The organism is Inquilinus limosus DSM 16000, assembly GCF_000423185.1.
Taxonomy (GTDB): domain Bacteria; phylum Pseudomonadota; class Alphaproteobacteria; order DSM-16000; family Inquilinaceae; genus Inquilinus; species Inquilinus limosus.
The window spans coordinates 15,046-36,690 of record NZ_AUHM01000005.1; the positions used below are offsets into that span (position 1 = coordinate 15,046).

A 21,645-nucleotide genomic window follows, 5' to 3' on the forward strand; every position below is an offset into this window, starting at 1 on the left:
GGTCACGCGGCGAGCAGCGACTTCAGCTTGACCGCCGGCGAGGCGAGCGCCGCCGGGGCGGGGGCGGCGCGTTGCGCGATCAGCATCTCGGCCAGGCGGATCTCGCGCGCCACTTTGCCCAGCGGGCCGATGCCGCTGGCCGCGACCAGCCGGCCGTCCTCGGCCAGGTGGAACAGCAGCATCGCGCCGTCGCCGAGGTCGCGCGCGACCGTGGTGCGGCCCTCATCGGCCAGGCCGGCAATCTGCAGCGTCAGCTCGTACTGGTCCGACCAGAACCAGGGCACCGCCCCGATCGCTTCGCCGCGGCCCAGCATGTTGCGGGCCGCCAGCGACCCCTGGTCCTGGGCGTTGCGCCAGGCCTCCAACCGGATGCGGCGGCCGGCATAGAGCGGGTGGGCGCAGGCGGCGCAGTCTCCCGCCGCGAAGATGTCGGGGTCGGCGGTCGCCAGCGTCGCATCGACGGCGATGCCGTTGTCGACGGCCAGGCCTGCGGCCTCCGCCAGCGCGGTCTCCGGCACCGCGCCGATGCCGGCGATCACGGCATCGGCCGCGATCCGGCTGCCGTCGGCCAGCAGGACGGCGCCGTCCGGATCGATCCGCCCGACTCCGATGCCGGTGCGCAGGTCGACGCCGGCGGCGCGGTGACGATCGGCGATCACGGCGGCGATCTCGGCCGGCACGCCGCGCATCAGGATGCGGGGCTGGGCCTCGATCACGGTCACGCCGCAGCCGCGCGCGACCGCGGCCGCAGCCAGCTCCAGCCCGATGAAGCCGCCGCCGATGACGGCCAGGCGCACGCCGGGGCGCAGCAGCGGCCGCAGCGCCAGAGCATCGTCGAAGCGGCGCAGATACAGGGCCTGCTCGTGCCCCGGCACGGCCAGCCGGCGCGGCCGCGCCCCGGTCGCCAGCAGCAGCCGCGAATAGGGCAGGGCGCGCCCGTCGGCCAGGGTCACGATGCGGGCCGGGCGGTCGATCGCCACGGCCTCGGTCCCCAGGACCAGCTCGATGCCCAGAGCCGCGGCGCGGTCGCGGTCCAGCACCGTGGTCGCGGCCGGCTCCTCCGCCGCCAGCAGCGCGGCCTTCGACAGGGGCGGGCGCTCATAGGGCGGGTGGATCTCCGAGCCGACCAGCGTGACCGGGCCGTCCCAGCCCTCCTGGCGCAGCGCCGTCGCCGCCCGGGCGCCGGCTTCGCCGGCACCGATGATCACCATGCCGGTCATTCCGTTATCCGAGCCGGATATAGACCTGGCCGTCCTCCACCCGGACCGGATAGGTCCGCAGGTCGATGCAGACCGGGGCGCCCTTGGCCGCGCCGGTGGTGAAGTCGAAACGGCCGTTGTGCTTCGGGCATTCGATGATGGTGCCCATCACCAGCCCGTCGGCGAGGTGCACCTGCTCATGCGTGCACAGCCCGTCGGTGGCGAAATAGCGGTCGTCCTCGGTTCGATAGATGGCGAAGCTGCGGCCGCCATGGTCGAAGCGGATCACGTCCTCTTCATCGATGTCGTCCGCGCCGCAGGCCGCGATCCAGCCGTCTTCGGCCATGGTCTTCCTCCCTTCTCGATATGGTTCACTCGGCCGGCGCGGCCTGGGCGGTTCCGATCGTCGGGCCGGGCGAGGCCCCGGCCGGCAGCCGCCGGACGACATGATGGCTGGGGTCGCGCAGCTGCCGGAGCAAGGTCGGGATGATCTCGCGATAGGCGGCCCAGCAGCTCGGATAGGGCGGCGGGCAGTCGTGCTTCATCGCCGCATGCAGCTTCGGCAAAGCGTGGTAGGGCACCATCGGGAACATGTGGTGCTCCACATGGTAGTTCATGTTCCAGTACAGGAATCGGAACACCGGGTTCATGTAGACGGTGCGGCTGTTCAGCCGGTGGTCCAGCACGTCCTCGGCCAGGCCGGCATGCTGGGTCAGGCCGAAGAACTGGACCATCCCGCCGCCGTAGAGGGTTGGCAGGCCGACATACATGGCGGGCAGGATGCTGCCCAGCGCCAGGCAGGCGGCGATCACCGTGGCGAAGATGGCGAGGTAGATCCGCGCGACCAGGAACACCTTCCATCGCTCCATCTCCGGGATGAATGTCTCCTCCTCCGCGGTCAGCCGGCCGGCCGCGTGCACGAACAGCCTGCGGATCGCGACCGCGCTGCTCTTCAGCGCGAACATGTTGAGGGCGATGTTCAGGAGGCTGGGCGGCCGCGGCGCGGCGATCTCGGGGTCGCGGCCGACGATGATGGTGTCGGTGTGGTGCCGTGTGTGGCTCCAGCGCCAGACCGTCGGCTCGCGCAGGATCATGAAGCAGGCGATGTGGTAGACGGCGTCGTTCATCCACCGCGTCTTGAAGGCGGTGCCGTGGCCGCATTCGTGCCAGCGGCTGTCGGAGGCCGAGCCGTAAAGCACGCCGTAGCACAGGAAGAACGGCAGGGCCCACCAGCTGCCCCAGAAAGTGCCGCCGAGCCCGCCGGTGACGGCCAGGGCCGCGAACCAGATCAGCGTGTCACGGATCGCCGGCCCGTCCGACCGGCGCATCAGCTCCTTCAGCTCCTTGCGCGGGATCGGGCAGGCGTACCAGGCGGCGCCGGCCAGCCCGGCCTCGACCGCGCGCCGCGCCTCCGCCCCGACCAGGCTGTAGTCCCTCCGGCCGATCTCCCCGGGCATCGCATCCTCCTGCACTGCCCCGCTTGTCCGCGGGTTCTGCAGAGAAGCGTAATTCAGGCGCCGGCCCTGCTCAATGCGGTCCTGATAGAATCTGTCATTTCCAATCACGGCGTGGCAGAGTGCCGTGATGGATTTGCGAGCGGAGACAGGATGAGCAAGCGCCCGACCATCGCCGACCTCGCCGCGGCGGCAGGCGTCAGCGTCGCCACCGTCGACCGCGTGCTGAACCAGCGGCACCCGGTGCGCGAGGGCACGGCGGAGCGGGTGCTGCGCGCGGCCGAGGCGATCGGTTATCACGCCACGCCGCTGCTGAAGCAGCGGCTGCGGGAGGATCTGCCGGCCCGCAGCTTCGGCTTCCTGCTGCAGAAACGGGCGGACGCCTTCTACCAGCAGCTCGCCGCCGACCTGCAGGCCGCGACCGCCGCCTGCTCCGCGGCCCGGGGCCGCGCCGTGGTCGAGTTCATGGAGGAGCTGTCGCCCGGCACCATCGTCGAGGCGCTGCGGCGGGTCGGCGGCCGGGTCGACGCCCTGGCCGTGGTCTCGGTCGACCATCCGCATGTGTCGGAGGCGATCGCGGATCTGCGGCGCCAGGGCGTGCCGGTCTTCGCCCTGCTGACCGACCTGATGGCAGAGGACCGCGCCGGCTATATCGGCCGCGACAACCGGAAGGAGGGGCGGACGGCGGCCTGGATGGTGGCCAGGACGGCACGGGCGCCGGGCAAGGTCGGGATCATCGTCGGCAGCCACCGCTACCTCTGCCAGGAGACGGCCGAGATCTCCTTCCGCTCCTATTTCCGCGAGCACGCGCCGGGCTTCCGGCTGCTGGAGCCGCTGATCAACCTCGAGGATGCGCGGATCGCGCGCGAGGCGACGCACGACCTGATGGCGCGGAACCCGGACCTGGTCGGCCTCTACATCTGCGGCGGCGGCACCGAAGGCGTGATCGACGCGGCGCGGGAGGAGGCGGGCCACGCCCCGGTCGCCATCGTGTGCAACGAGCTCACGCCCAAGGCCCGCGCCGCCCTGATCGACGGCGTCCTGACCGCCGTGATCTCGACCCCGACCGCGCTCATGGCGACGCGCACGGTGGAGGCGATGGTTCGCGCCCTCGAGAGCGCCGCCCCCGAGCCGCCGGGCCAGATCCTGGTGCCGTTCGAGCTGTACGTGTCGGAGAATATTTGAGGGTGGGAATAGCCCTGGCCTTACCTCCCATTGTCATGCCCGGGCTTGACCCGGGCATCCAGAGAGCGTCGACGCCCTCTGGATTGCCGGGTCAAGCCCGGCAATGACAGGAGGGGCAGGCGACCGCGACCGGCCCGCCACCTACCGATTGTACTTGGTCACGATCACCGGCCGGGCGGGCGCTTCCTCCGGCGCCGGTTCGCCGGCGAGCCGGCCGCGGATGATCGCGATCGCCTGCCGCAGCTCCGCCGCCACGTCGTGGCTCAGCACGGCGTCCATGCCGCCGTCCTCCAGCAGCCGGGCGGAGTTCTCGTTCAGCTCGTGGCCGATGAAGGCGACGGCGCCGGTCAGGCCGGCCTCGGCGATCGCGCGGGCGATGCCGACATTGCCGCCGGCGGTGTTGTAGACGCCGAGCGGCGCCGGCCTCGCCGCCAGGATCTCGCGCATGGTGGCGTAGGCGAAATCGGGGTCGTCGCTCGAATTGATGCTCTCCTCGACCGACAGGTTGGGGAATTCGGTGCGCAGCACGCGGCGGAAGCCGATCTCGCGCTCCTCCTGGCAGCGATAGGGCGCGCTGGCGACCAGAACGATGCGGCCCTCGCGCCCGCCGGCCAGCCGGCCCATCAGCCAGGCGGCGGTCGACCCCGCCCGCTCCTGGTCCATGCCGACATAGGCGGTGCGGCCGGAGCCCGGCAGGTCCGTGGTCAAGCAGACCACCGGCTTGCCCGCCGCCACGCCGGCCTGGACCGCGCGGTTGATGGCGAAATGCTCGCGCGCCACCAGCAGCAGCCCGTCGCAGCGCGCCAGCATCGCCGAGACCCGCTCGGCGAAGTCCGGCGGGTCGACCTCCGCCGTCGGCCGTGTGAAGACCTCCGGACTCACCCTCGGATCCGCCGCCGCGATCTGCTCCAGCGCCTGGACCAGCGTGGCGGTGAAGGTGCGGCCGGAATCACAGGCGAAGCCCAGGCGGATCGGCTGGGCCGCGGCGTCCGCCGTCGCCGGGCCGCGCCGTCGCTCCAGCACCGCCAGCACGGCCTGCGCCTTGTCCGCAGCCACGCCGCCGCGCCCGTTCACCACGCGGTCGACCGTGGCGGTCGAGACGCCGGCCTCCGCCGCGATCTCGGCGATGGTGGGGCCCTGCCAGCTTCCGCGCCGCATCCGGATCTCCGTTGATGGTTTATCCATCAATACGGATTTGTCGTGGAGGGGTCAAACTCTATCGAGCTATTAGGTTTTTCGCTGCTTCGTCATGATGTCTATCAACGCAGTTGACAACTATCCAATCATATGGCCTTCATTTTCAGCGCGAGCCGATGAAAGAATGATGGTTAACAAATCAAGCGGTGACGGGATGGAAACGGACTTCGTCGTGGCGCTCAACCATATGGCGGCGCCGGCCCTGGATGTGCCGCGGTTCTTCGATCTCGCCGCAGACCTCGGCTGCCGCGGCGTCGAGATCCGCAACGATCTCGGCGACGATGCCGTCGCCGGCGGCCTGGCGGCGGAGGAGGTGGCGCGGCTGGCGGCCCAGCGCGGCCTGACCATCCTGTCGATCAATGCGCTGCAGCGCTTCAACGACTGGACCGAGGCGCGGGCCGAGGAGGCCCGGGCGCTGGCGGATTACGCGAGGCGCTGCGGCGCCCCGGCGCTGGTGCTGGTCCCGGTCAACGATGTCGGCTGGATGCCGCCGCCGGAGGAGCGCCGCGCCGGGCTGCGCCGGGCGCTGTCCGGCCTGGCCCCGATCCTGGCCGAAGCCGGAATACTTGGCCTCGTCGAGCCGCTCGGCTTCGAGATCTGCTCGCTGCGCTCCAAGCGCGAGGCGCTAGAGGCAATCGACGAGCTGGGCCTCGATGAGCGGTTCCGGCTGGTGCACGACACCTTCCACCATCACCTGGCCGGGGAGGGGGAGCTGTTCCCCGAGCGCACCGGGCTGGTCCACATCTCCGGCGTCGAGGACCGCGCCGTGCCGCTGGCTGGGCTGCGCGACGCCCATCGCGTGCTGGTCGGGCCGGCCGACATGATCGGCAATGCGGTTCAGATCCGTGTTCTGCGCGCCGGCGGCTATCGCGGGCCCTTCTCCTTCGAACCCTTCGCCGCCAGCGTTCACGCCGATCCCGATATCGCCGGTTCGCTGCGCGCCAGCGTCGGTCACCTGTCCGCGGCGCTGGCCCGGATGGCGGCGGAATGATGAAAATCGATCAGAAAGATCCGCGAGCCTCTGAATGGATCTGAAAGATTCCGTCATGGGCTGATTGAGCCGTCCGGCGGCGGGCTCCACCGTCGCCGGACACGGAACCGGCACGAACCGGAAGCCCGGATACCCCGGGACCGAACATGGGAGGACGCCAGATGAAGAGGACCCTGCTCGCCTTCGCAGCCACCGCGCTGCTGTCGCTGCCCGCCGAGGCCGCGACCAAGATCGGCGTGTCGATGGCCTATTTCGACGACAACTTCCTGACCATCCTGCGCAACGCGATGACCGAGGAAGCCAAGGCGAAGGGGGCCGAGATCCAGTTCGAGGACGCCAAGGGCGACATCGGCAACCAGACCAGCCAGATCCAGAACTTCATCGCCTCGGGCGTCGACGCGATCATCGTCAACCCGGTCGACACCTCGGCCACGCCGCAGATGTCGCAGCTGACGGTCGACGCCAAGATCCCGCTGGTCTTCGTCAACCGCAAGCCGGACGGCGACACCCTGCCCGACGGCGTTGTCTTCGTCGGCTCCGACGAGCGCCAGTCCGGCACGCTGGAGATGGAGGAGCTGGCGCGGCTGGCCGGCTACAAGGGCAATGTCGTGGTCATGGTCGGCGAGCTGGCGACCAATGCGGCGCAGCTGCGCACCAAGGATGTCGAGGACGTGGTCGCCAAGTACCCCGACATGAAGATCGTCGAGAAGCAGACCGCGAACTTCCAGCGCAACGAGGCCATCGACCTGATGACCAACTGGCTGACCGCGGGCACCGACTTCACCATCGTCGCCGCCAACAACGACGAGATGGCGATCGGCGCCATCCTCGCCATGCAGCAGGCCGGCAAGGACCCGAAGCCGTACCTGATCGGCGGCATCGACGCGACGCCGGACGCGCTGGCGGAGATGGAGAAGGGCACTCTCGACGTCACCGTGTTCCAGAACGCCCGCGGCCAGGGCAAAGGCGCGGTCGAGGCGGCGCTCAAGCTCGCCGCCGGCGAGAAGCTCGACAGCTGGCAGTGGATCCCGTTCGAGCTGGTCACGCCGGAAAACATGAAGAAGTTCTCGCAGTAATCCGCGATCATCGACCAAGGTCCGGGGGCGCCCGCGCCCCCGGGCGGAAAGGCGCCCGCCATGACCGCCTCCGTCGCCACCCTGCGCCGGCCCGAGCCCGGCCCTTCGCCCGCCGACTGCCTCTTGGAGGTGGCGAATGTCCGCAAGGCCTTCCCGGGCGTCGTCGCCCTCGGCGATGTCTCGTTCCGGCTGCGGCCCGGCACCGTGCACGCGCTGATGGGCGAGAACGGCGCCGGCAAGTCGACGCTGATGAAGATCATCGCCGGCATCTATACGCCGGATGCGGGCGAGATCCGCCTGCGCGGCAAGCCCGTCAGCCTGCTGACGCCGCTCGCCGCGCTGGAGGCCGGCATCGCCATGATCCATCAGGAGCTGAACCTGATGTCGTTCATGACGGTGGCGGAGAACATCTGGATCCGGCGCGAGCCGCGCAACCGCTTCGGCCTGATCGACCACGGCGCGATGCGGCGGCGGACGAAGGAGCTGTTCGCGCGGCTCGCCATCGACATCGACCCGGAGGCGGAGGTGCGCCACCTGACCATCGCCAGCCGGCAGATGGTCGAGATCGCCAAGGCGGTGTCCTACAACTCCGACGTCCTGATCATGGACGAGCCGACCTCGGCCCTGACCGAGCGCGAGGTCGACCACCTCTTCGCCATCATCCGCACGCTGAAGGCGGCGGGCAAAGGCATCGTCTACATCACCCACAAGATGAGCGAGCTGGCGGCGGTGGCGGACGAGGTCTCGGTGTTCCGCGACGGCCGCTTCATCGGTTCCGGCCCGGCCGCCGAGCTCGACCGCGAGGCGATCATCCGGATGATGGTGGGGCGCGAGCTCGGCCAGATGTACCCGAAGCTGGAGGCCGAGATCGGCGCCCCCGTGCTCGCGGTCGAGGGGCTCGGCCTCGACGGCGTCTTCGCCGATGTCAGCTTCGAGCTGCGGTCGGGCGAGATCCTCGGCGTCGCCGGCCTCGTCGGCTCCGGCCGCACCAATGTGGCGGAGGCGCTGTTCGGCGTCACCCCGGCCACCGCCGGCACCATCCGGATCAAGGGCGAGGCGGTGCGGATCGGGTCGCCGGCCCAGGCGATGGCCGCGGGCATGGCCTTCCTGACCGAGGACCGCAAGGAGACCGGGCTGTTCCTGACCCTGCCGGTGCTCGAGAACATGCAGATGGCCGTGCTGCGCGACCGCTACGTCAAGGCCGGCTTCGTCACCCAGGGCGCGATCGCCCAGGCCTGCCAGGCCTGGCGCACCACGCTGCGGATCAAGACGCCGGACCTGCAGGAGCCGGCGCTGAACCTGTCCGGCGGCAACCAGCAGAAGGTGCTGATCGCCCGCTGGCTGCTGACCAAGCCGCGCATCCTGATCCTGGACGAACCGACGCGCGGCATCGACGTCGGCGCGAAGGCGGAGATCTATCGGCTGATCTCGGCTTTGGCGCAGGAGGGCGTGGCGGTGCTGATGATCTCCTCCGAGCTGCCGGAGATCCTCGGCATGAGCGACCGGATCATGGTCATGCATCAGGGCCGGGTGACCGGCATCCTCGACCGCACCGAGGCCGACCAGGTGAGCATCATGCGGCTGGCCTCGCGCTGAGGCCGCTGCCGGTGAATTGAAGGAGAGCCGGCCCGAGCGCCGGCCGGGGAGGACAGATGAGCGCGACCCAGGTCTCCGCACCCCAGATCGAACCCAGCCGCCGCCGGTTCCGCATGCCGGTGGAGGCCAGCATCTTCCTCGTCCTGATCGGCATCTGCGTGCTGTTCGAGGCGTTGGGCTGGTACGCCCGCGGCCAGTCCTTCCTGGTCAATCCGCAGCGCCTCCTGATCATCGTGCTGCAGGTGTCGATCGTCGGGCTGCTCGCGGTCGGCGCCACCCAGGTGATCATCACCTCCGGCGTCGACCTGTCGCCGGGCTCGGTGCTGGCGCTCGCCGCCATGGTGTCCGCGACCTTCGCCCAGAGCTCGAGCTTCAGCCGCGTCATCTTCCCGGCCCTGACCGACATGCCGGTGCTGGTGCCGGTGGCGATGGGCCTGCTGGTCGGGGCGGCGGCCGGGCTGATCAACGGCGCGCTGATCGCGCGGACCGGGATCCCGCCCTTCATCGCCACCCTCGGCATGATGGTGGCGGCCCGCGGCGCCGCCCGCGCCTATACCGACGGCGCCCCGGTCTCGGGCCTGCAGCCGGACTTCACCTGGATCGGCCAGGGCAGCCGGCCGGTGATCCTGTTCCTGGTCGTGGCGCTGATCTTCCATGTGGCGCTGCGCTACACCCGCTACGGCAAGTTCACCTACGCCATCGGCGCCAACCCGCAGGCGGCGCGCGTCTCCGGCATCGATGTCGGCCGGCACCTGATCCTGGTCTACACCATCGCCGGCCTCTTGGCCGGGCTCGGCGGCATCGTCATGGCGGCGCGCAACGGCAGCGGCCAGGCGAACATGGGCACGGGCTACGAGCTCGACGCCATCGCCGCGGCGGTGATCGGCGGCACCAGCCTGGCGGGCGGCGTCGGCCGCATCACCGGCACCGTGATCGGCACGGTGATCCTGGGCGTGATGACCAGCGGCTTCACCTTCCTGGGCATCGACGCCTATTACCAGGATATCGTGAAGGGCGGGATCATCGTCGCCGCCGTGGCCGCGGACCAGTACCGCCAGCGCCGGCGAAGGAAGGCCTGAATACAGGGAGGGGAGGAATGCAGAAGCTTCTGGTGCTTCAGTCGCTCTGGTCGATGGAGCGGCGCCACACCGACGGGTTCGAGCGCACGCTCGAGGCCAATATCGAGATGATCGCGGGGGCCGGCTTCGACGGCATCAGCGCGCATTGGACCGACCGGGACGCGGTGCGTCGTACGGCAGGCTGCCTCAGCGGCACCGGCATGGTCGCGGAGGGCATGTGCTTCCCGAAGAGCGTCGACGATCTGAAGCCGGTGCTGGAGATCGCGGCCGAGTTCCCGGTGCACCACATCACCCTGCAGCCGGATGTGCGGCCACGGCGGCTGGAGGATTGCGTGCCGCTGATCGAGGGCTGGCGGCGCCTGGCCGGGGATGCCGGCATCCCGGTCCTGATCGAAACCCATCGCGACCGGATGACGACGGATCTGTACTTCACCCTCGACCTGCTCGACCGCTTCCCGGATCTGCCGCTGCTGGCCGACCTGTCGCATTTCCTGGTCGGGCGGGAGTTCCCCTATCCGGTGTCGGATGAGAACCACGCGCTGATCCACCGCATCCTCGACAATGCCTGGGCCTTCCACGGGCGCGTCGCCTCGCGCGAGCAGGTGCAGATCGAGATCTCCTTCCCGCATCACAAGCCCTGGGTCGACCTGTTCCGCGACTGGTGGGGCTACGGCTTCCGCAGCTGGTGCCGGCGCGCCGCCGCCGATGCGACGCTCTCCTTCACCTGCGAGCTGGGGCCGAAGCCTTATGCCATCACCGGGCGGGACGGCAACGACACCACGGACCGCTGGGCCGAATCCCTGACCCTGGCGGAGCTGGCGCGGACCCTCTGGACCGAGACTGCCCAGGGATAGGAGGAGACGTGGCACGGGGAAGGGCCGAGCCGATCACCCTGTCCGAGGCCGAGCGCGCCACGCTCGAGCGGATCTCCGGCCATAGCCTCGGCCGGCAGGCGATGGCGCTGCGCGCCGGCATCGTCCTGCTGGCGGCGCAGGGGCTGAGCAACCGGGCCATTTCCGGTCGGCTGGGGCTCGAAGAGCACTGCGTCGGCCGTTGGCGCCGGCGCTTCACCCGGGAGGGGATCTGGGGGCTTTTCGACCGGCCGCGCCCGGGTGCGCCTAGGAAGAGGCCCTGGGCGCCGGGGTCGGCGGCGGGTGCCGACGGCGCAGATCAGATATGGGCGTCTGGCATACAAAATTCATAATGCAAAACTTGATGAAGGGCAGCAGGCCTGCCATATGTTGCGGCGCAACAGACCCAGTCCACGGATCCCTGCCATGACGCCTGACCTCCTCCTGCCCGGGCTGCTCGCCCTCATCATCGCCGGTGCCGGCTTGGCGGCCGTGATCACCGAGATAGCCGTGAAGGCCCCGGACCTGTTCGGCGCGATCGCGACCGACGTCCGGCGGATGGCAATGCCGGATCGGGACCGCGGGGCCGATGTGCCGGCTCCCGCGAACAGCAATGTCTGGCGCAAGGCGGCCTGACCCGCCTCTCCGTTTTCCCTACGTCTTTCGGATGGGCGGCCCTCCTGGGCCGCCCGTCGCCGTTTCCGGCCCGGCTCTTCCTTGTGCAGAGGCGAAGAGAAATTGTTGGCCCGAGCCGCCCGGAATTCTGCCGATCCTGCAGTGTCGACAGTCTCGGTCTGCTGCATTGCAGCACCGCGATCGAAATGAATCGTTCCGAACTTGAAAAGATACATTGCGTTACATTCCAGATACAATATATTGGATACCAGCCAGTCTCGGTCACCGACCTGGCCATCCACCAACAAGACAGTCGGGCCGCGCTTCGCGCGAAGCCGCGGCGCTGGGGAGGCACCAATGACCGGGAAAGTGCGTCAAGCGCTTGTGCATGGATTCGCCTGTGCCGCGGCTGCGATGGCCCTGCTGGGGGCCGGCATCGCCCAGGCGGACTGGAAGCCCACCCGCAACGTCGAGTTCGTCGTGCCCGCGGGCACCGGCGGCGGCGCCGACCAGATGGCGCGGATGATCCAGGGCATCATCCAGAAGCACGGGCTGATGGAGCAGTCGATCGTCGTCGTCAACCGCGCCGGCGGCGCGGGGGCGGAGGGCTTCCTCGACGTCAAGGGATCGGCGGGCGACCCGCACAAGATCATCATCACCCTGTCGAACCTGTTCACCACCCCGCTGGCGACCGGCGTTCCGTTCAGCTGGAAGGACCTGACGCCGGTGACGATGCTGGCGCTGGACGAGTTCATCCTGTGGGTGAATTCATCCGAGCCGTATCAGACGGCGCAGGACTACGTCGCCGCGATCAAGGCGGCGGGCGACAACAGCTTCAAGATGGGCGGCACGGGGTCGAAGCAGGAAGACCAGATCATCACCGCCGGGCTCGAGCAGATCATCGGCAAGCGGCTGACCTATGTGCCCTATAAGGGCGGCGGCGACGTCGCGGCCCAGCTGGTCGGCAACCACATCAACTCCAGCGTCAACAACCCGATCGAGGCGGTGGCGCAGTGGCGCGCCGGCGCGCTGCGCCCGCTCTGCGTCTTCGACGACCAGCGCATCGCGGTGACGACGCCGCAGGCGGAGGGCAAGGCCTGGAGCGACGTGCCGACCTGCAAGGAATCCGGCCTCGACATGAAATACCTGATGCTGCGCGGCATCTTCATGCCGCCCGAAGCGTCGCCGGAGCAGGTGGCCTACTATGTCGGGCTGTTCGACAAGGTGCGCCAGACGCCCGAATGGAAGGAGTTCATGGCCGCGGGGGCGTTCAACACCACCAGCATGACGGGCGACGCCTTCAAGGCGTGGCTGGGCGAGGCCGAGCAGGCGCATCAGAGCCTGATGGAAGTGGCCGGCTTCATCGCGAAGTAGGACCGGGCGAAGTCGGACCGAGGCCCCCGGACCGTTCCGGGGGCCGCTTCCGGCGGCCCCGCCCCGGGTTTGCCACCCCATCTTCCAGGAGGATCAGCCATGGCGGACCACGACCGGCAGGACGACGGCACGGTCAGCGTACGGGCGGTGGAGATCGTCGTCGCGGCCGTCCTGATGATCATCGCCGTGGTGGTGATGGTCGACAACCTGCGGATCGGCATCGGCTGGGCCTATGACGGGCCGGAGGCCGGCTATTTCCCCTTCTATGTCGGCCTCGTGCTGTTCCTGGCCAGCGCCGGCATCCTGCTGACCAACCTGTTCGGCCGATCGCCCGATCTCGGCAGCTTCGTCGGCCGCTCGCAGCTCGGGCTCGTGCTGAAGGTGCTGGTGCCGACCATCGTCTTCGTGGCGCTGATCGGCTTCCTCGGCCTCTACGTCGCGGCCGCGCTGTTCATCGCCTTCTTCATGCACTGGCTCGGCAGGTACCCCGTGGCGAAGATCGTGCCGGTCGCGGTCCTGGTGCCGGCCGCGCTGTTCCTGATGTTCGAGCTCTGGTTCCTGGTGCCGCTGCCCAAGGGGCCGCTGGAGGCGATGCTGGGCTACTAGCCCGACCGACGCGAAGACATCCCAAGACCCGCGGCAAGCGGGCGCAAGCGAACGCTGGGAGGGACCGTTGGACGCTCTCTATTCTCTCATTCACGGCTTCGGCGTGCTCGCCGACCCGATGAACATCGTCTACATGTTCGTCGGCATCACGCTCGGCGTGCTGATCGGCGTGCTGCCGGGGCTGGGCGGCGCCAACGGCGTGGCCATCCTCCTGCCGCTGACCTTCGCGATGTCGCCGACCTCGGCGATCATCATGCTGTCCTGCATCTATTGGGGCGCCCTGTTCGGCGGCGCCATCACCTCGGTGCTGTTCAACATCCCCGGGGAGCCGTGGTCGGTCGCCACCACCTTCGACGGCTATCCCATGGCCCAGCAGGGAAGGGCGGGGGAGGCGCTGACGGCAGCCTTCACCTCCTCCTTCTTCGGCGCCTTCGTCGCCGTCGTGATCCTGACCTTCCTGGCGCCGCTGATCGCCGGCTTCGCCCTGCGCTTCGGACCGGCGGAATTCTTCGCGGTCCAGCTTCTCACCTTCTGCAGCTTCATCGGCATGGGGCGCGAGGCGCCGCTGAAGGTCATCGCCGCGATGATGCTGGGCTTCGCCCTGGCGGCGGTCGGGCTCGACACCGTCACCGGCCAGCTGCGCATGACCTTCGGGTCGACCGAGCTGCTGCGCGGCTTCGACTTCCTGATCGCGGTGATCGGCCTGTTCGGCATCGGCGAGATCCTGCTGACCATGGAGGAAGGGCTGGCCTTCAAGGGCAAAAACGCCAAGATCAACGCCAAGGTGGTGCTGCAGGCCTGGGCCCAGCTGCCGAGATACTGGGTCACGGCGCTGCGCGGCGCGATCGTCGGCTGCTGGATGGGCATCACCCCGGGCGGCGCGACGCCGGCCTCCTTCATGAGCTACGGCCTGGCCAAGCGGTTCTCGCGCAACGGCAAGCGGTTCGGCCGCGGCGAGATGGAGGGGGTGGTGGCGCCGGAGACGGCGGCCCATGCCGCCGGCACCAGCGCCCTCTTGCCGATGCTGACCCTCGGCATCCCTGGGTCGCCGACCGCGGCGGTGCTGCTGGGCGGCCTCCTGATCTGGGGCCTGCAGCCCGGGCCGCTGCTGTTCGTCGAGCAGCGCGACTTCGTCTGGGGCCTGATCGCCAGCATGTATCTCGGCAACATCGCCGGGCTGATCGTGGTGCTGACGACGGTGCCGCTCTTCGCCTCGATCCTGCGCATCCCGTTCAGCATCATCGCGCCGGTGATCATCACCATCTGCGCGGTCGGCGCCTACACGGTCAGCAATGCGCTGGCCGATATCAGCATCATGCTGGTCTTCGGCGTCGTCGGCTATCTGTTCAAGAAGCTGTCCTACCCGCTGGCGCCGCTGGTCCTGGCCCTGGTGCTGGGCGACATGGCGGAGGGCTCGTTCCGGCAGGCGATGCTGCTGTCCCAGGGCAGTCTCTCGATCTTCTGGTCGAACGGCCTGGTCGGCAGCATCGTCGCCCTGGCCCTGGTGATGCTGTGCTGGCCGCTGATCTCGCTGGTGATCGCACGGCTGCGCGGCGGCGCCAAGCCGGGCGACATCGTCGCCGCGGACTGAGGCGGCGGGCGGTGGGGAGGGGACGGTGCTCGAGCCGCGGATCAGCACCCGGCTGGCGCTGCCGCGCCTGGACCCGAACGACAGCTTCCGGACCCAGGCCTATCTGGCGCTGAAGCGCGCGATCGCGGCGATGGATCTCTACGACCATCCCGGCGAGATCCGGCTGGACGAGCGGCAGCTGTGCCGGGATCTCGGCGTCAGCCGCACGCCGATCCGCGAGGCGCTGACGGTGCTGGAGCAGGAGGGCTTCGTGCTGACCCTGCCGCGCCGCGGCATCTACGTCCGGCGCCGGACCAAGCGCCAGATCGTCGAGATGGTGCAGGTCTGGGCGGCGCTGGAAAGCATGGCCGCCCGGCTGGCGGCGACCCATGCGACGGATGCGGAGATCGCGGCGCTGCGCGACTTGTTCGCCGGCTTCGAGGGCCGGCCGGCGGCGGAGATCGACGGCTATTCGGACGCCAACATCGCCTTCCACCGGGCGATCGTCCGGCTGGGCGGCAACCGGCTGATCATCGCCCGGACGGCCGATCTGCTGATGCAGATCGACGCCATCCGGCGCCGGACCATCCGCGAGGACGACCGGGCGGACCGGTCGATCGGCGACCATCTGCGGATCATCGAGGCGCTGGAGCGGCGGGACGCGGACCTGGCCGCCCGGCTCGACCGCGACCACACGCTGGGCCTCGCCGACCACATCGAGCGGCACTGCCATTTCCTGGCCTGACCGACGGCCAGGAGCGGCCGTGAGCCCGAGAAGGCGCAACCTCTCTCATGTGGCGGGAGAGGCTATCCGTGGGCACCCGGCCGTGAATGCAATCGCGGCCGGGCCGAGATGCGCGCCGGCAGGATGGCGATGGCGAAGCCGAGGAGGATCAGGCCGATGCCGACCAGGTGGAAGCCCCGGATCGGCTCACCCAGAAGCAGGAAGGCGAGCACCGAGGAGTAGACCGCCACGAGATGGAAGGACGCGCCGGTGAGCGCCGGGCCCAGCGTCGCGACGCAGCGGTTCCAGAGCGCGGCCCCGAGAAGCGAGGAGAAGATGCCGATGAACAGCAGCGAGGCGATCGTGTGGGGCACGAGCAGGATCGAGCGTCCGGCCGCCTCCTCGATCAGCCAGAAGGGCATCATCAGCGCGGAGGTGGCGAGCGTCAGCGCCGCCATGAACGCCATGCCGGGGACGCCCTTCGGACCATAGCGAAGCAGCACGGAGTAGAGCGCGTAGCCGGCGGCGGCCAGAAGCACGAGGATCTCCCCGCCGCCGATCGAGAGTGAGGCGAACGTCGCCGGATCGCCGCGCCCGACAATCCAGCCGACGCCGAGGAAGGACAGGGCGATGCCGGCGACGACGCGCCGGCGCGGCGCCTCCCCGGCGATGAGCCAGGCGCAGATCGGCATCATCAGCGGCAGGGTGTAGTTGAGCATGGCCGCCGTCGCCGCCGGTATGCTGTGCAGCGCGATGTAGTTCAGCAGGGGTAGCCGGCGAGGCCGCAGGCCGCACAGGCGAAGGTGACCGGCCAATGCGCCAGGATCTCGCGCCGCCGCGCGGCCAGTTCGCGCCACACGAGGGGCAGCAGCACTGCCGAGGCGATCACCCAGCGCCAGAAGGTGAGGCCGAATGGCGGCAGTTCGTCGGCATAGGCGCGGCCGATCACGAGGTTGCCAGCCCAGAACAGCGGCGGCAGGGGGGGAGCGCGTAGGGTCTGCGCCAGACGAGGTCCAGCAGGCCGCCGGCGGACCAGCCCGGCGGGACGGTCACGGCGCCGCCCCGGCGAGGCCGATGCGGATGCGCCGGTTGTGGCGCCCCTTGTTCTCGACCTTGAGGATGCGGATCGGGCCGGACCGGCCGGTGGAGGCCAAATGGGTTCCGCCGCAGGCCTGGCGGTCGAGCCCGGCGATGTCGACGATGCGGATGAGCCCGTCCGCGGTCGGCGGCGGCGCCACGGATTTGGATCGGATCAGCCCCGGTGTGGCATGGGCCTCGGCCAGCGGCACATAATCGTCGCGCACGGCGAGGTCCTGCCGGACGAGGTCGTTGATCGGGCCTTCCAGCGCGCGCAGCCGGTCGTTGTCGGCATCCGGCAGATCGAAATCCAGCCGGGCCGTCCCGTCGCCGCCCAGCTGCGCGCCGGTGACGAGCGCGCCGTCGAAATGCTGGAAGACCAGCGCGTTCAGGATATGCGTGCCGGTGTGCAGTTCCCGCATCATCCGGCGGAAGGCGGGGTCGACCACGGCCTCGACCGGGCCGGCGACTTCGACCGACGGATCGTCGAGGATGTGCCAGAGCTTGCCGCCCGCGGGCTCGAAGCCGGCGACGGCGTGCTCGCCGCCGCGCCAGCGCAGAAAGCCGCGATCCGGCAGCTGTCCGCCGCCGCCGGGATAGAAGGGGGACAGCGCCGGAAGGACCCGACCCGGGCGGGCGTCGATCACCTCGGTCTCGAGGACGAGGCGTTCCGGATTCTCGTGATAGAAGGAGCGTGCCATGATGGACGGCCTGATGGAGCGATCGCGGGCAGTTTCGTCCCCGCGCGCATGGCGCTATTGGCGGAAATCGAGGTTCTGCGGGAGGGCGGCATGGCCCGGATCGATCGGCTCAACATCGCCCATTACTGGCGGGACCGGACCGTCCCCGGCCTCAACCTGATGCAGGCGGATTTCCGCACCCGGGAATATCCGCCGCATCGCCATGAGGCGCTGGTCATCGCCGTGACCGAGTTCGGCGGCTCGATGATCAAGGCCCGCGGCGTGACCGAACCGGCGACGACGGACCAGGCGCTGTTCGTCTTCAACCCGGTCGAGCCCCATGCCGGCTGGATGGGGCAGAGCCGGCGCTGGCTCTATCGCGCGCTCTATCTCGAGGAAGCTGCGCTGACGGAGGTGGCGCGGTCGCTCGGGGTCGAGGAGCTGACCTATTTCACCCGCACCGCCTTCGCCGACCGCGATCTGGTCGCCGGCTTCCTCGCGCTTCACCGGGCGCTGCAGGCCGGGCGGGATCCGCTGCTCGAACGCGAATGGCTGGTCTCGACCTTCGGAACCCTGTTCCGCCGCTATGGTGGCGGCGAGAGGAGGATCGCGCCCGGCCCGCGCGACCGGGCCCGGCTGCGGGCCGCCATCCAGATCATCCAGGAGCGCCTGGGCGGCACGATCTCGCTCGCCGATCTGGGCGAGGCGCTGGGGCTGACCCAGTACCAGGTGATCAGCCTGTTCAAGCGCACCACGGGCCTGACGCCGCATGCCTACGTCACCCAGCTTCGCGTCGACCGGGCCAGCCGGTATCTGGCGCAGGGGCTGCCGATCGCGAAGGTCGCCGTCGCCTCGGGCTTCTACGATCAGAGCGCGCTGACGAAGCACTTCAAGCGCTGCCACGGGATCACTCCGCTGCAGTTCGCCGAAGCGAGCCGGGGCGCAGGGGCTCCGACCCGTCGCAGCTGATTGGGCGCGTCTTCCTGCCGGGTAGGGTTCCTGCAGGAGGACGGAGATGCTACGTCTGCCTCGCCGATCTCTCCGGATTGCAGCAATCGAGGTCGATATGAGGCTGGCCGCCCTTGCTTCCGCCGTCGTCTGCGCCGTCGCGATCGCGGTCTCCGGGCCGTCGGCCGCCGGCGAGAAGAAGGGAATAGCGATCGGGTCCAAGGACCCGCATGCCGCCGAGACGATCAAGGCGCTCGATGTCGGCTGGTACTACACCTGGAACACGACGGCGGTCGAGGATGCGGGGCCGGCGCAGTTCGTGCCGATGATCTGGTCCGCCGGCCCGAAGATGGACCAGCAGATCTCCCAGTTGGAACAGGGGCCGAAACCCTGTGTGCTGCTGGCCTTCAACGAGCCGGACGGACGGCGGCAGGCGAACATGTCGGTCGACGCGGCGATCGGCGCCTGGGGCAGGATCCGGCCGCTCGCCCGCCGCGTCGGCAGCCCCGCGGCCGTCAATGCCCTCGGGCCCTGGTTCGAGGGCTTCTCCGCGCGGATGGCCGAGCAGGGCGATGCCTATGACTTCGTCGCCGTCCACTGGTACGGCGCGCCGTCGGCGGCGAGCTTCCTGCGCAAGATCGACGACATCCACGAGACCTACAAGAAGCCGATCTGGATCACCGAATTCGCGGTCTCCGACTGGGCGGCCCGGGACGGCCGGAAGAACCGGTACAGCACCGATGCGACCGAACGGTTCATGCGGGCTGTCCTGCCGGAGCTCGAGCGCCGTCCCTATGTGGAGCGCTATGCCTGGCTGGGCGCCGGCGGCGACCAGGAGACGACCGCCCCGTCGCGGCTGGTGGACGGCACCGGCGCGCTGACCGCCCTCGGCCGGATCTACGCCGAGTTCGACGGGGAGGGGTCGGTCACGGCCGAGCCTCCCTGCGCGGCGGAGAACTAGGGTCAGGACCCATTAATTCCGATAGCATCGAATGACGGCAATGAGCCCAAGCTGCATCCGAAATGTGATTAGCTGATGTCCGCTTTGGCCGAACGCTTCAAGTCCAAATGACCTCGCTCCAGGTTCGCACCGGTTTGTAAACCGAACTTTGGATTGCCGAAGACAGTCGCTAAAACCCCTTTTTGCTGCGCGAACTAACTGCTAATTTCTCAACTAGTTCATCAGTGATGGGGTTGCCAACCGAGAACGTAACTCCGGTCTTGGTTGCCTTGAGTTTCAAAGAAGCGATCTCATCCGCATGAGCAGCAATTGCACCCGGGTCAACATATAGACCACATTGTTTACTAAAGACAGCATAGCCCGCGATGATCGTTTCTTCGATCTGAAATCCGGGCATATCGTACTTAATGACTTCTTCGGCGTCTGGTAGTGCCCGCGATAGCTGTGCACGCAGTTGGCCCAACATGGCGCGAAACTGCTCTGGTGCGGCAGCTATATAGGCGTCATGGTTATCCTTCTTCGTCATGCTGACAGTATGCTTTTTAGCATGTCCAAAGGCAACAAATGGGGCGCTAGGGCTGGGGCCTATAAACAGGATTCACGGCGGCGCCGAGATGTGATTCAGCCTTCCCGTTGATCGGGAGGTGTTTGTGGCGTCGGAGTTTTGGTTGAGCGATGAGCAGTGGGGCCGGCTTTCGCCGTTGCTGCCGAACAAGTGTTCTGCCGGTTGAAGGACTGCCGCCGGCTCGCCACCCGATACGACCGCTTCGCCGCCGTCTATCTCGGCAGCGTCCAGCTCGCCGCCACCATCCTCTGGTGGTTATGAGTCCCGGCCCTAGGGTTCACTCGACGGGGCTGGGGTCGGCCGTCTCGTCTCTCTCGGCGATCTCCGGCTCCTCGTCGGGCGCCGGTTCGGGATCGGCGACGGCCTTGGCCGGGATCTCCTCCGGCGCGTTCGGGTCGCCGGGCGCGGTCTCGCAGCCGAGATCCGGCAGGGCCACGATGCGGTGGCCGCCGCGGCCGGCGGTGCGGCAGACGATGAAGCCGCGCTGCTCCATATAGGACAGGAGGCGCCGGGTGCGGCCGACCGACTGGGTGCCGTAGGCGCGGGCGATGGTGGCGTCGGACGGGCAGGGGGCGCCGGCCAGCGCCGCCTTGACCAGCAGCAGGAAGATGCCCTGCATGTCCTCCGGCAGTTCGCGCGCCAGCCCGGTCGCGTGCTGCCAGGCCGGGCTCTCCGCCGTGTCGGTGTCGACCCCGGCGCGGGCCACGGCCAGCCGGGCGCGGAAGCCGGCGAGGTCGAGCGCCGGGGCGCTGCGGCTGCCGATCCGCTGGATCCGGCAGCGCACCAGGAAATCCTGGTACAGCACCGAGATCGGGCGGAAGGCCGAATCCTCCTCCGCCACAAGGTCGCGCAGCACCGCGTCGATCGCGGCGTCGCGCTCGGCCTGGGTCATCGGGTCCGGCTCCTCCTCCGGCGCCGGGGCCGGGTCGGGGCGGCTGCGGATCAGCTGGGCCAGCAGCTCCGCCGTCGACTGCGGCTGCTGCGGCGGCGGGCGCGTCGGGCGGGGCATCGGCGGCTCGGCCTCCGCCGGCTTGAAGATCAGCTCGTGCAGGTCCTCGGGCGGCGCCTCGGGCATCGGCAGCAGCTTCGGGCTGGTCGAGCGCGCGCCGGTCTCGACCGAGCCGATGCGGATCTCGATCGGCCGGCGCGACAGGGCCGGGCCCAGCGCCACGAAGCGGCCGCGGCCGAGGTCGCGGAACATCTCGGCCTGGCGCCGCTCGAGGCCCAAGAGGTCGGCGGCGCGGGCCATGTCGATGTCGAGGAAGGTGCGGCCCATCAGGAAGTTCGAGGCCTCGGCCGCCACGTTCTTGGCCAGCTTGGCCAGGCGCTGGGTGGCGATCACCCCGGCCAGGCCGCGCTTGCGGCCGCGGCTCATCAGATTGGCCATGGCGCCCAGCGTCGCCTTGCGCGCCTCCTCCGACACGTCGCCGGCCGCGGCGGGGGCGAAGAGCTGAGCCTCGTCCACCACCACCAGCACCGGGTACCAGAGGTCGCGCTCGGCGTCGAACAGCCCGTTCAGGAAGGCGGCGGCGGCGCGCATCTGGGAATCGATGTCGCAGCGCTCCAGGTTCAGCACGGCCGAGGTGCGGTGCTGCCGTACCCGGCCGGCGATCCGGTACAGGTCGTCGTCGGACCGGTCGCCGTCGACCACGATGTGGCCGAAGCGGTCGGCCAGGCTGACGAAGTCGCCCTCGGGGTCGACCACCACCTGCTGCACCCAGGCGGCGCTCTGCTCCAGGAGGCGGCGCAGCAGATGCGACTTGCCGGAGCCGGAATTGCCCTGCACCAGCAGCCGCGTCGCCAGCAGTTCCTCGAGATCGATCATGGCCGATGTCCCGTCGGACAGCGTTCCGATGTCGATTTGGACCGTCATCACCCCTCCGCACACCTCGGCCCC

The 21,645-nt window shown here is 69.3% G+C and carries 23 protein-coding genes; 14 read left to right on the top strand and 9 right to left on the bottom strand.

Going from position 1 to position 21,645, the window contains the following annotated elements; all coding sequences use genetic code 11:
- Nucleotides 1-2 precede the first annotated feature (2 nt).
- The 3 genes from G537_RS0107420 to G537_RS0107430 are packed head-to-tail and all read right to left on the bottom strand — an operon-like array spanning nt 3 to nt 2,656.
- On the bottom strand, nt 3-1,220 hold the full coding sequence (locus G537_RS0107420; RefSeq protein ID WP_026869571.1) for an NAD(P)/FAD-dependent oxidoreductase: 1,218 nt from the start codon (nt 1,218-1,220) through the stop codon (nt 3-5).
- A 4-nt stretch (nt 1,221-1,224) separates the two neighbouring features.
- Nucleotides 1,225-1,545: a MocE family 2Fe-2S type ferredoxin gene (locus G537_RS0107425; RefSeq protein ID WP_026869572.1), complete on the bottom strand. Its 321-nt coding sequence runs from the start codon at nt 1,543-1,545 to the stop codon at nt 1,225-1,227.
- Between the two features lie 25 nt (nt 1,546-1,570).
- Nucleotides 1,571-2,656, bottom strand: coding sequence for a fatty acid desaturase family protein (locus G537_RS0107430; protein ID WP_026869573.1), 1,086 nt, complete (start codon nt 2,654-2,656; stop codon nt 1,571-1,573).
- 150 nt (nt 2,657-2,806) lie between these two features.
- On the opposite strand from G537_RS0107430, the gene G537_RS0107435 reads away from it, so the two are divergent.
- Nucleotides 2,807-3,838 carry a LacI family DNA-binding transcriptional regulator gene (locus G537_RS0107435; RefSeq protein WP_026869574.1) on the top strand — a complete coding sequence of 344 codons (1,032 nt, stop codon included), beginning with the start codon at nt 2,807-2,809 and terminating at the stop codon, nt 3,836-3,838.
- A 141-nt stretch (nt 3,839-3,979) separates the two neighbouring features.
- Here the strand turns inward: G537_RS0107435 and G537_RS0107440 are convergent, their stop codons facing one another.
- Entirely contained in the window at nt 3,980-4,996 is a 1,017-nt protein-coding gene (locus G537_RS0107440) for a LacI family DNA-binding transcriptional regulator (protein WP_034850982.1), read from the bottom strand.
- Nucleotides 4,997-5,189: 193 nt separating this feature from the next.
- Here G537_RS0107440 and G537_RS0107445 point away from each other — a divergent pair, with 193 nt between their 5' ends.
- The 11 genes from G537_RS0107445 to G537_RS0107495 all read left to right on the top strand — a co-directional run bounded on the left by G537_RS0107445 (nt 5,190) and on the right by G537_RS0107495 (nt 15,538).
- On the top strand, nt 5,190-6,026 hold the full coding sequence (locus tag G537_RS0107445) for a TIM barrel protein (protein ID WP_026869576.1): 837 nt from the start codon (nt 5,190-5,192) through the stop codon (nt 6,024-6,026).
- Nucleotides 6,027-6,187: 161 nt separating this feature from the next.
- Nucleotides 6,188-7,102, top strand: a complete 915-nt coding sequence (locus tag G537_RS0107450) for a sugar ABC transporter substrate-binding protein (RefSeq protein WP_026869577.1) — start codon at nt 6,188-6,190, stop codon at nt 7,100-7,102.
- A 60-nt stretch (nt 7,103-7,162) separates the two neighbouring features.
- Entirely contained in the window at nt 7,163-8,698 is a 1,536-nt protein-coding gene (locus G537_RS0107455) for a sugar ABC transporter ATP-binding protein (protein WP_051248118.1), read from the top strand.
- 56 nt (nt 8,699-8,754) lie between these two features.
- Nucleotides 8,755-9,777 (top strand): ABC transporter permease, encoded by a 1,023-nt coding sequence (locus G537_RS0107460; RefSeq protein WP_026869579.1) that lies wholly within the window; start codon nt 8,755-8,757, stop codon nt 9,775-9,777.
- Nucleotides 9,778-9,794: 17 nt separating this feature from the next.
- A complete protein-coding gene (locus tag G537_RS0107465; protein ID WP_026869580.1) occupies nt 9,795-10,631 on the top strand; it encodes a sugar phosphate isomerase/epimerase family protein in 837 nt (278 codons plus the stop codon).
- 101 nt (nt 10,632-10,732) lie between these two features.
- On the top strand, nt 10,733-10,981 hold the full coding sequence (locus tag G537_RS45590) for a helix-turn-helix domain-containing protein (RefSeq protein ID WP_425402282.1): 249 nt from the start codon (nt 10,733-10,735) through the stop codon (nt 10,979-10,981).
- A 73-nt stretch (nt 10,982-11,054) separates the two neighbouring features.
- Complete coding sequence (locus G537_RS0107475; protein ID WP_026869582.1) at nt 11,055-11,264, top strand: hypothetical protein; 210 nt, start codon at nt 11,055-11,057, stop codon at nt 11,262-11,264.
- Between the two features lie 393 nt (nt 11,265-11,657).
- Complete coding sequence (locus G537_RS0107480) at nt 11,658-12,617, top strand: Bug family tripartite tricarboxylate transporter substrate binding protein (RefSeq protein ID WP_162146088.1); 960 nt, start codon at nt 11,658-11,660, stop codon at nt 12,615-12,617.
- Between the two features lie 99 nt (nt 12,618-12,716).
- Entirely contained in the window at nt 12,717-13,223 is a 507-nt protein-coding gene (locus G537_RS0107485) for a tripartite tricarboxylate transporter TctB family protein (RefSeq protein ID WP_026869584.1), read from the top strand.
- Between the two features lie 67 nt (nt 13,224-13,290).
- Complete coding sequence (locus G537_RS0107490; RefSeq protein ID WP_026869585.1) at nt 13,291-14,814, top strand: tripartite tricarboxylate transporter permease; 1,524 nt, start codon at nt 13,291-13,293, stop codon at nt 14,812-14,814.
- 25 nt (nt 14,815-14,839) lie between these two features.
- On the top strand, nt 14,840-15,538 hold the full coding sequence (locus tag G537_RS0107495; RefSeq protein WP_026869586.1) for a GntR family transcriptional regulator: 699 nt from the start codon (nt 14,840-14,842) through the stop codon (nt 15,536-15,538).
- Nucleotides 15,539-15,600: 62 nt separating this feature from the next.
- Here the strand turns inward: G537_RS0107495 and G537_RS45385 are convergent, their stop codons facing one another.
- From G537_RS45385 to G537_RS0107505, 3 genes are read right to left on the bottom strand one after another with little or no spacing between them, the layout of a single operon-like run.
- The gene (locus G537_RS45385; protein WP_051248121.1) at nt 15,601-16,236 is read right to left on the bottom strand and encodes a DMT family transporter; all 636 of its coding nucleotides are present in this window, start codon (nt 16,234-16,236) and stop codon (nt 15,601-15,603) included.
- A gap of 41 nt (nt 16,237-16,277) precedes the next feature.
- Nucleotides 16,278-16,673: an EamA family transporter gene (locus G537_RS45550; RefSeq protein ID WP_081688659.1), complete on the bottom strand. Its 396-nt coding sequence runs from the start codon at nt 16,671-16,673 to the stop codon at nt 16,278-16,280.
- Nucleotides 16,567-17,295, bottom strand: a complete 729-nt coding sequence (locus G537_RS0107505; protein WP_026869587.1) for an alanyl-tRNA editing protein — start codon at nt 17,293-17,295, stop codon at nt 16,567-16,569. Before G537_RS0107505 ends, G537_RS45550 begins: the two co-directional genes overlap by 107 nt.
- A 90-nt stretch (nt 17,296-17,385) precedes the next feature.
- Between G537_RS0107505 and G537_RS0107510 the strand changes: the two genes are divergently transcribed.
- Together G537_RS0107510 and G537_RS0107515 are read left to right on the top strand one after the other, a co-directional pair.
- Nucleotides 17,386-18,243: an AraC family transcriptional regulator gene (locus G537_RS0107510; RefSeq protein ID WP_026869588.1), complete on the top strand. Its 858-nt coding sequence runs from the start codon at nt 17,386-17,388 to the stop codon at nt 18,241-18,243.
- A gap of 97 nt (nt 18,244-18,340) precedes the next feature.
- Nucleotides 18,341-19,183 (top strand): glycosyl hydrolase, encoded by an 843-nt coding sequence (locus G537_RS0107515; RefSeq protein ID WP_026869589.1) that lies wholly within the window; start codon nt 18,341-18,343, stop codon nt 19,181-19,183.
- A gap of 169 nt (nt 19,184-19,352) precedes the next feature.
- Here G537_RS0107515 and G537_RS42895 read toward each other — a convergent pair whose 3' ends face one another.
- Both G537_RS42895 and G537_RS36885 read right to left on the bottom strand, forming a co-directional pair.
- A complete protein-coding gene (locus G537_RS42895; protein ID WP_081688662.1) occupies nt 19,353-19,709 on the bottom strand; it encodes an iron chaperone in 357 nt (118 codons plus the stop codon).
- Between the two features lie 316 nt (nt 19,710-20,025).
- Nucleotides 20,026-21,621, bottom strand: coding sequence for a helicase HerA domain-containing protein (locus tag G537_RS36885; RefSeq protein WP_081688664.1), 1,596 nt, complete (start codon nt 21,619-21,621; stop codon nt 20,026-20,028).
- Between the last annotated feature and the right edge of the window lie 24 nt (nt 21,622-21,645).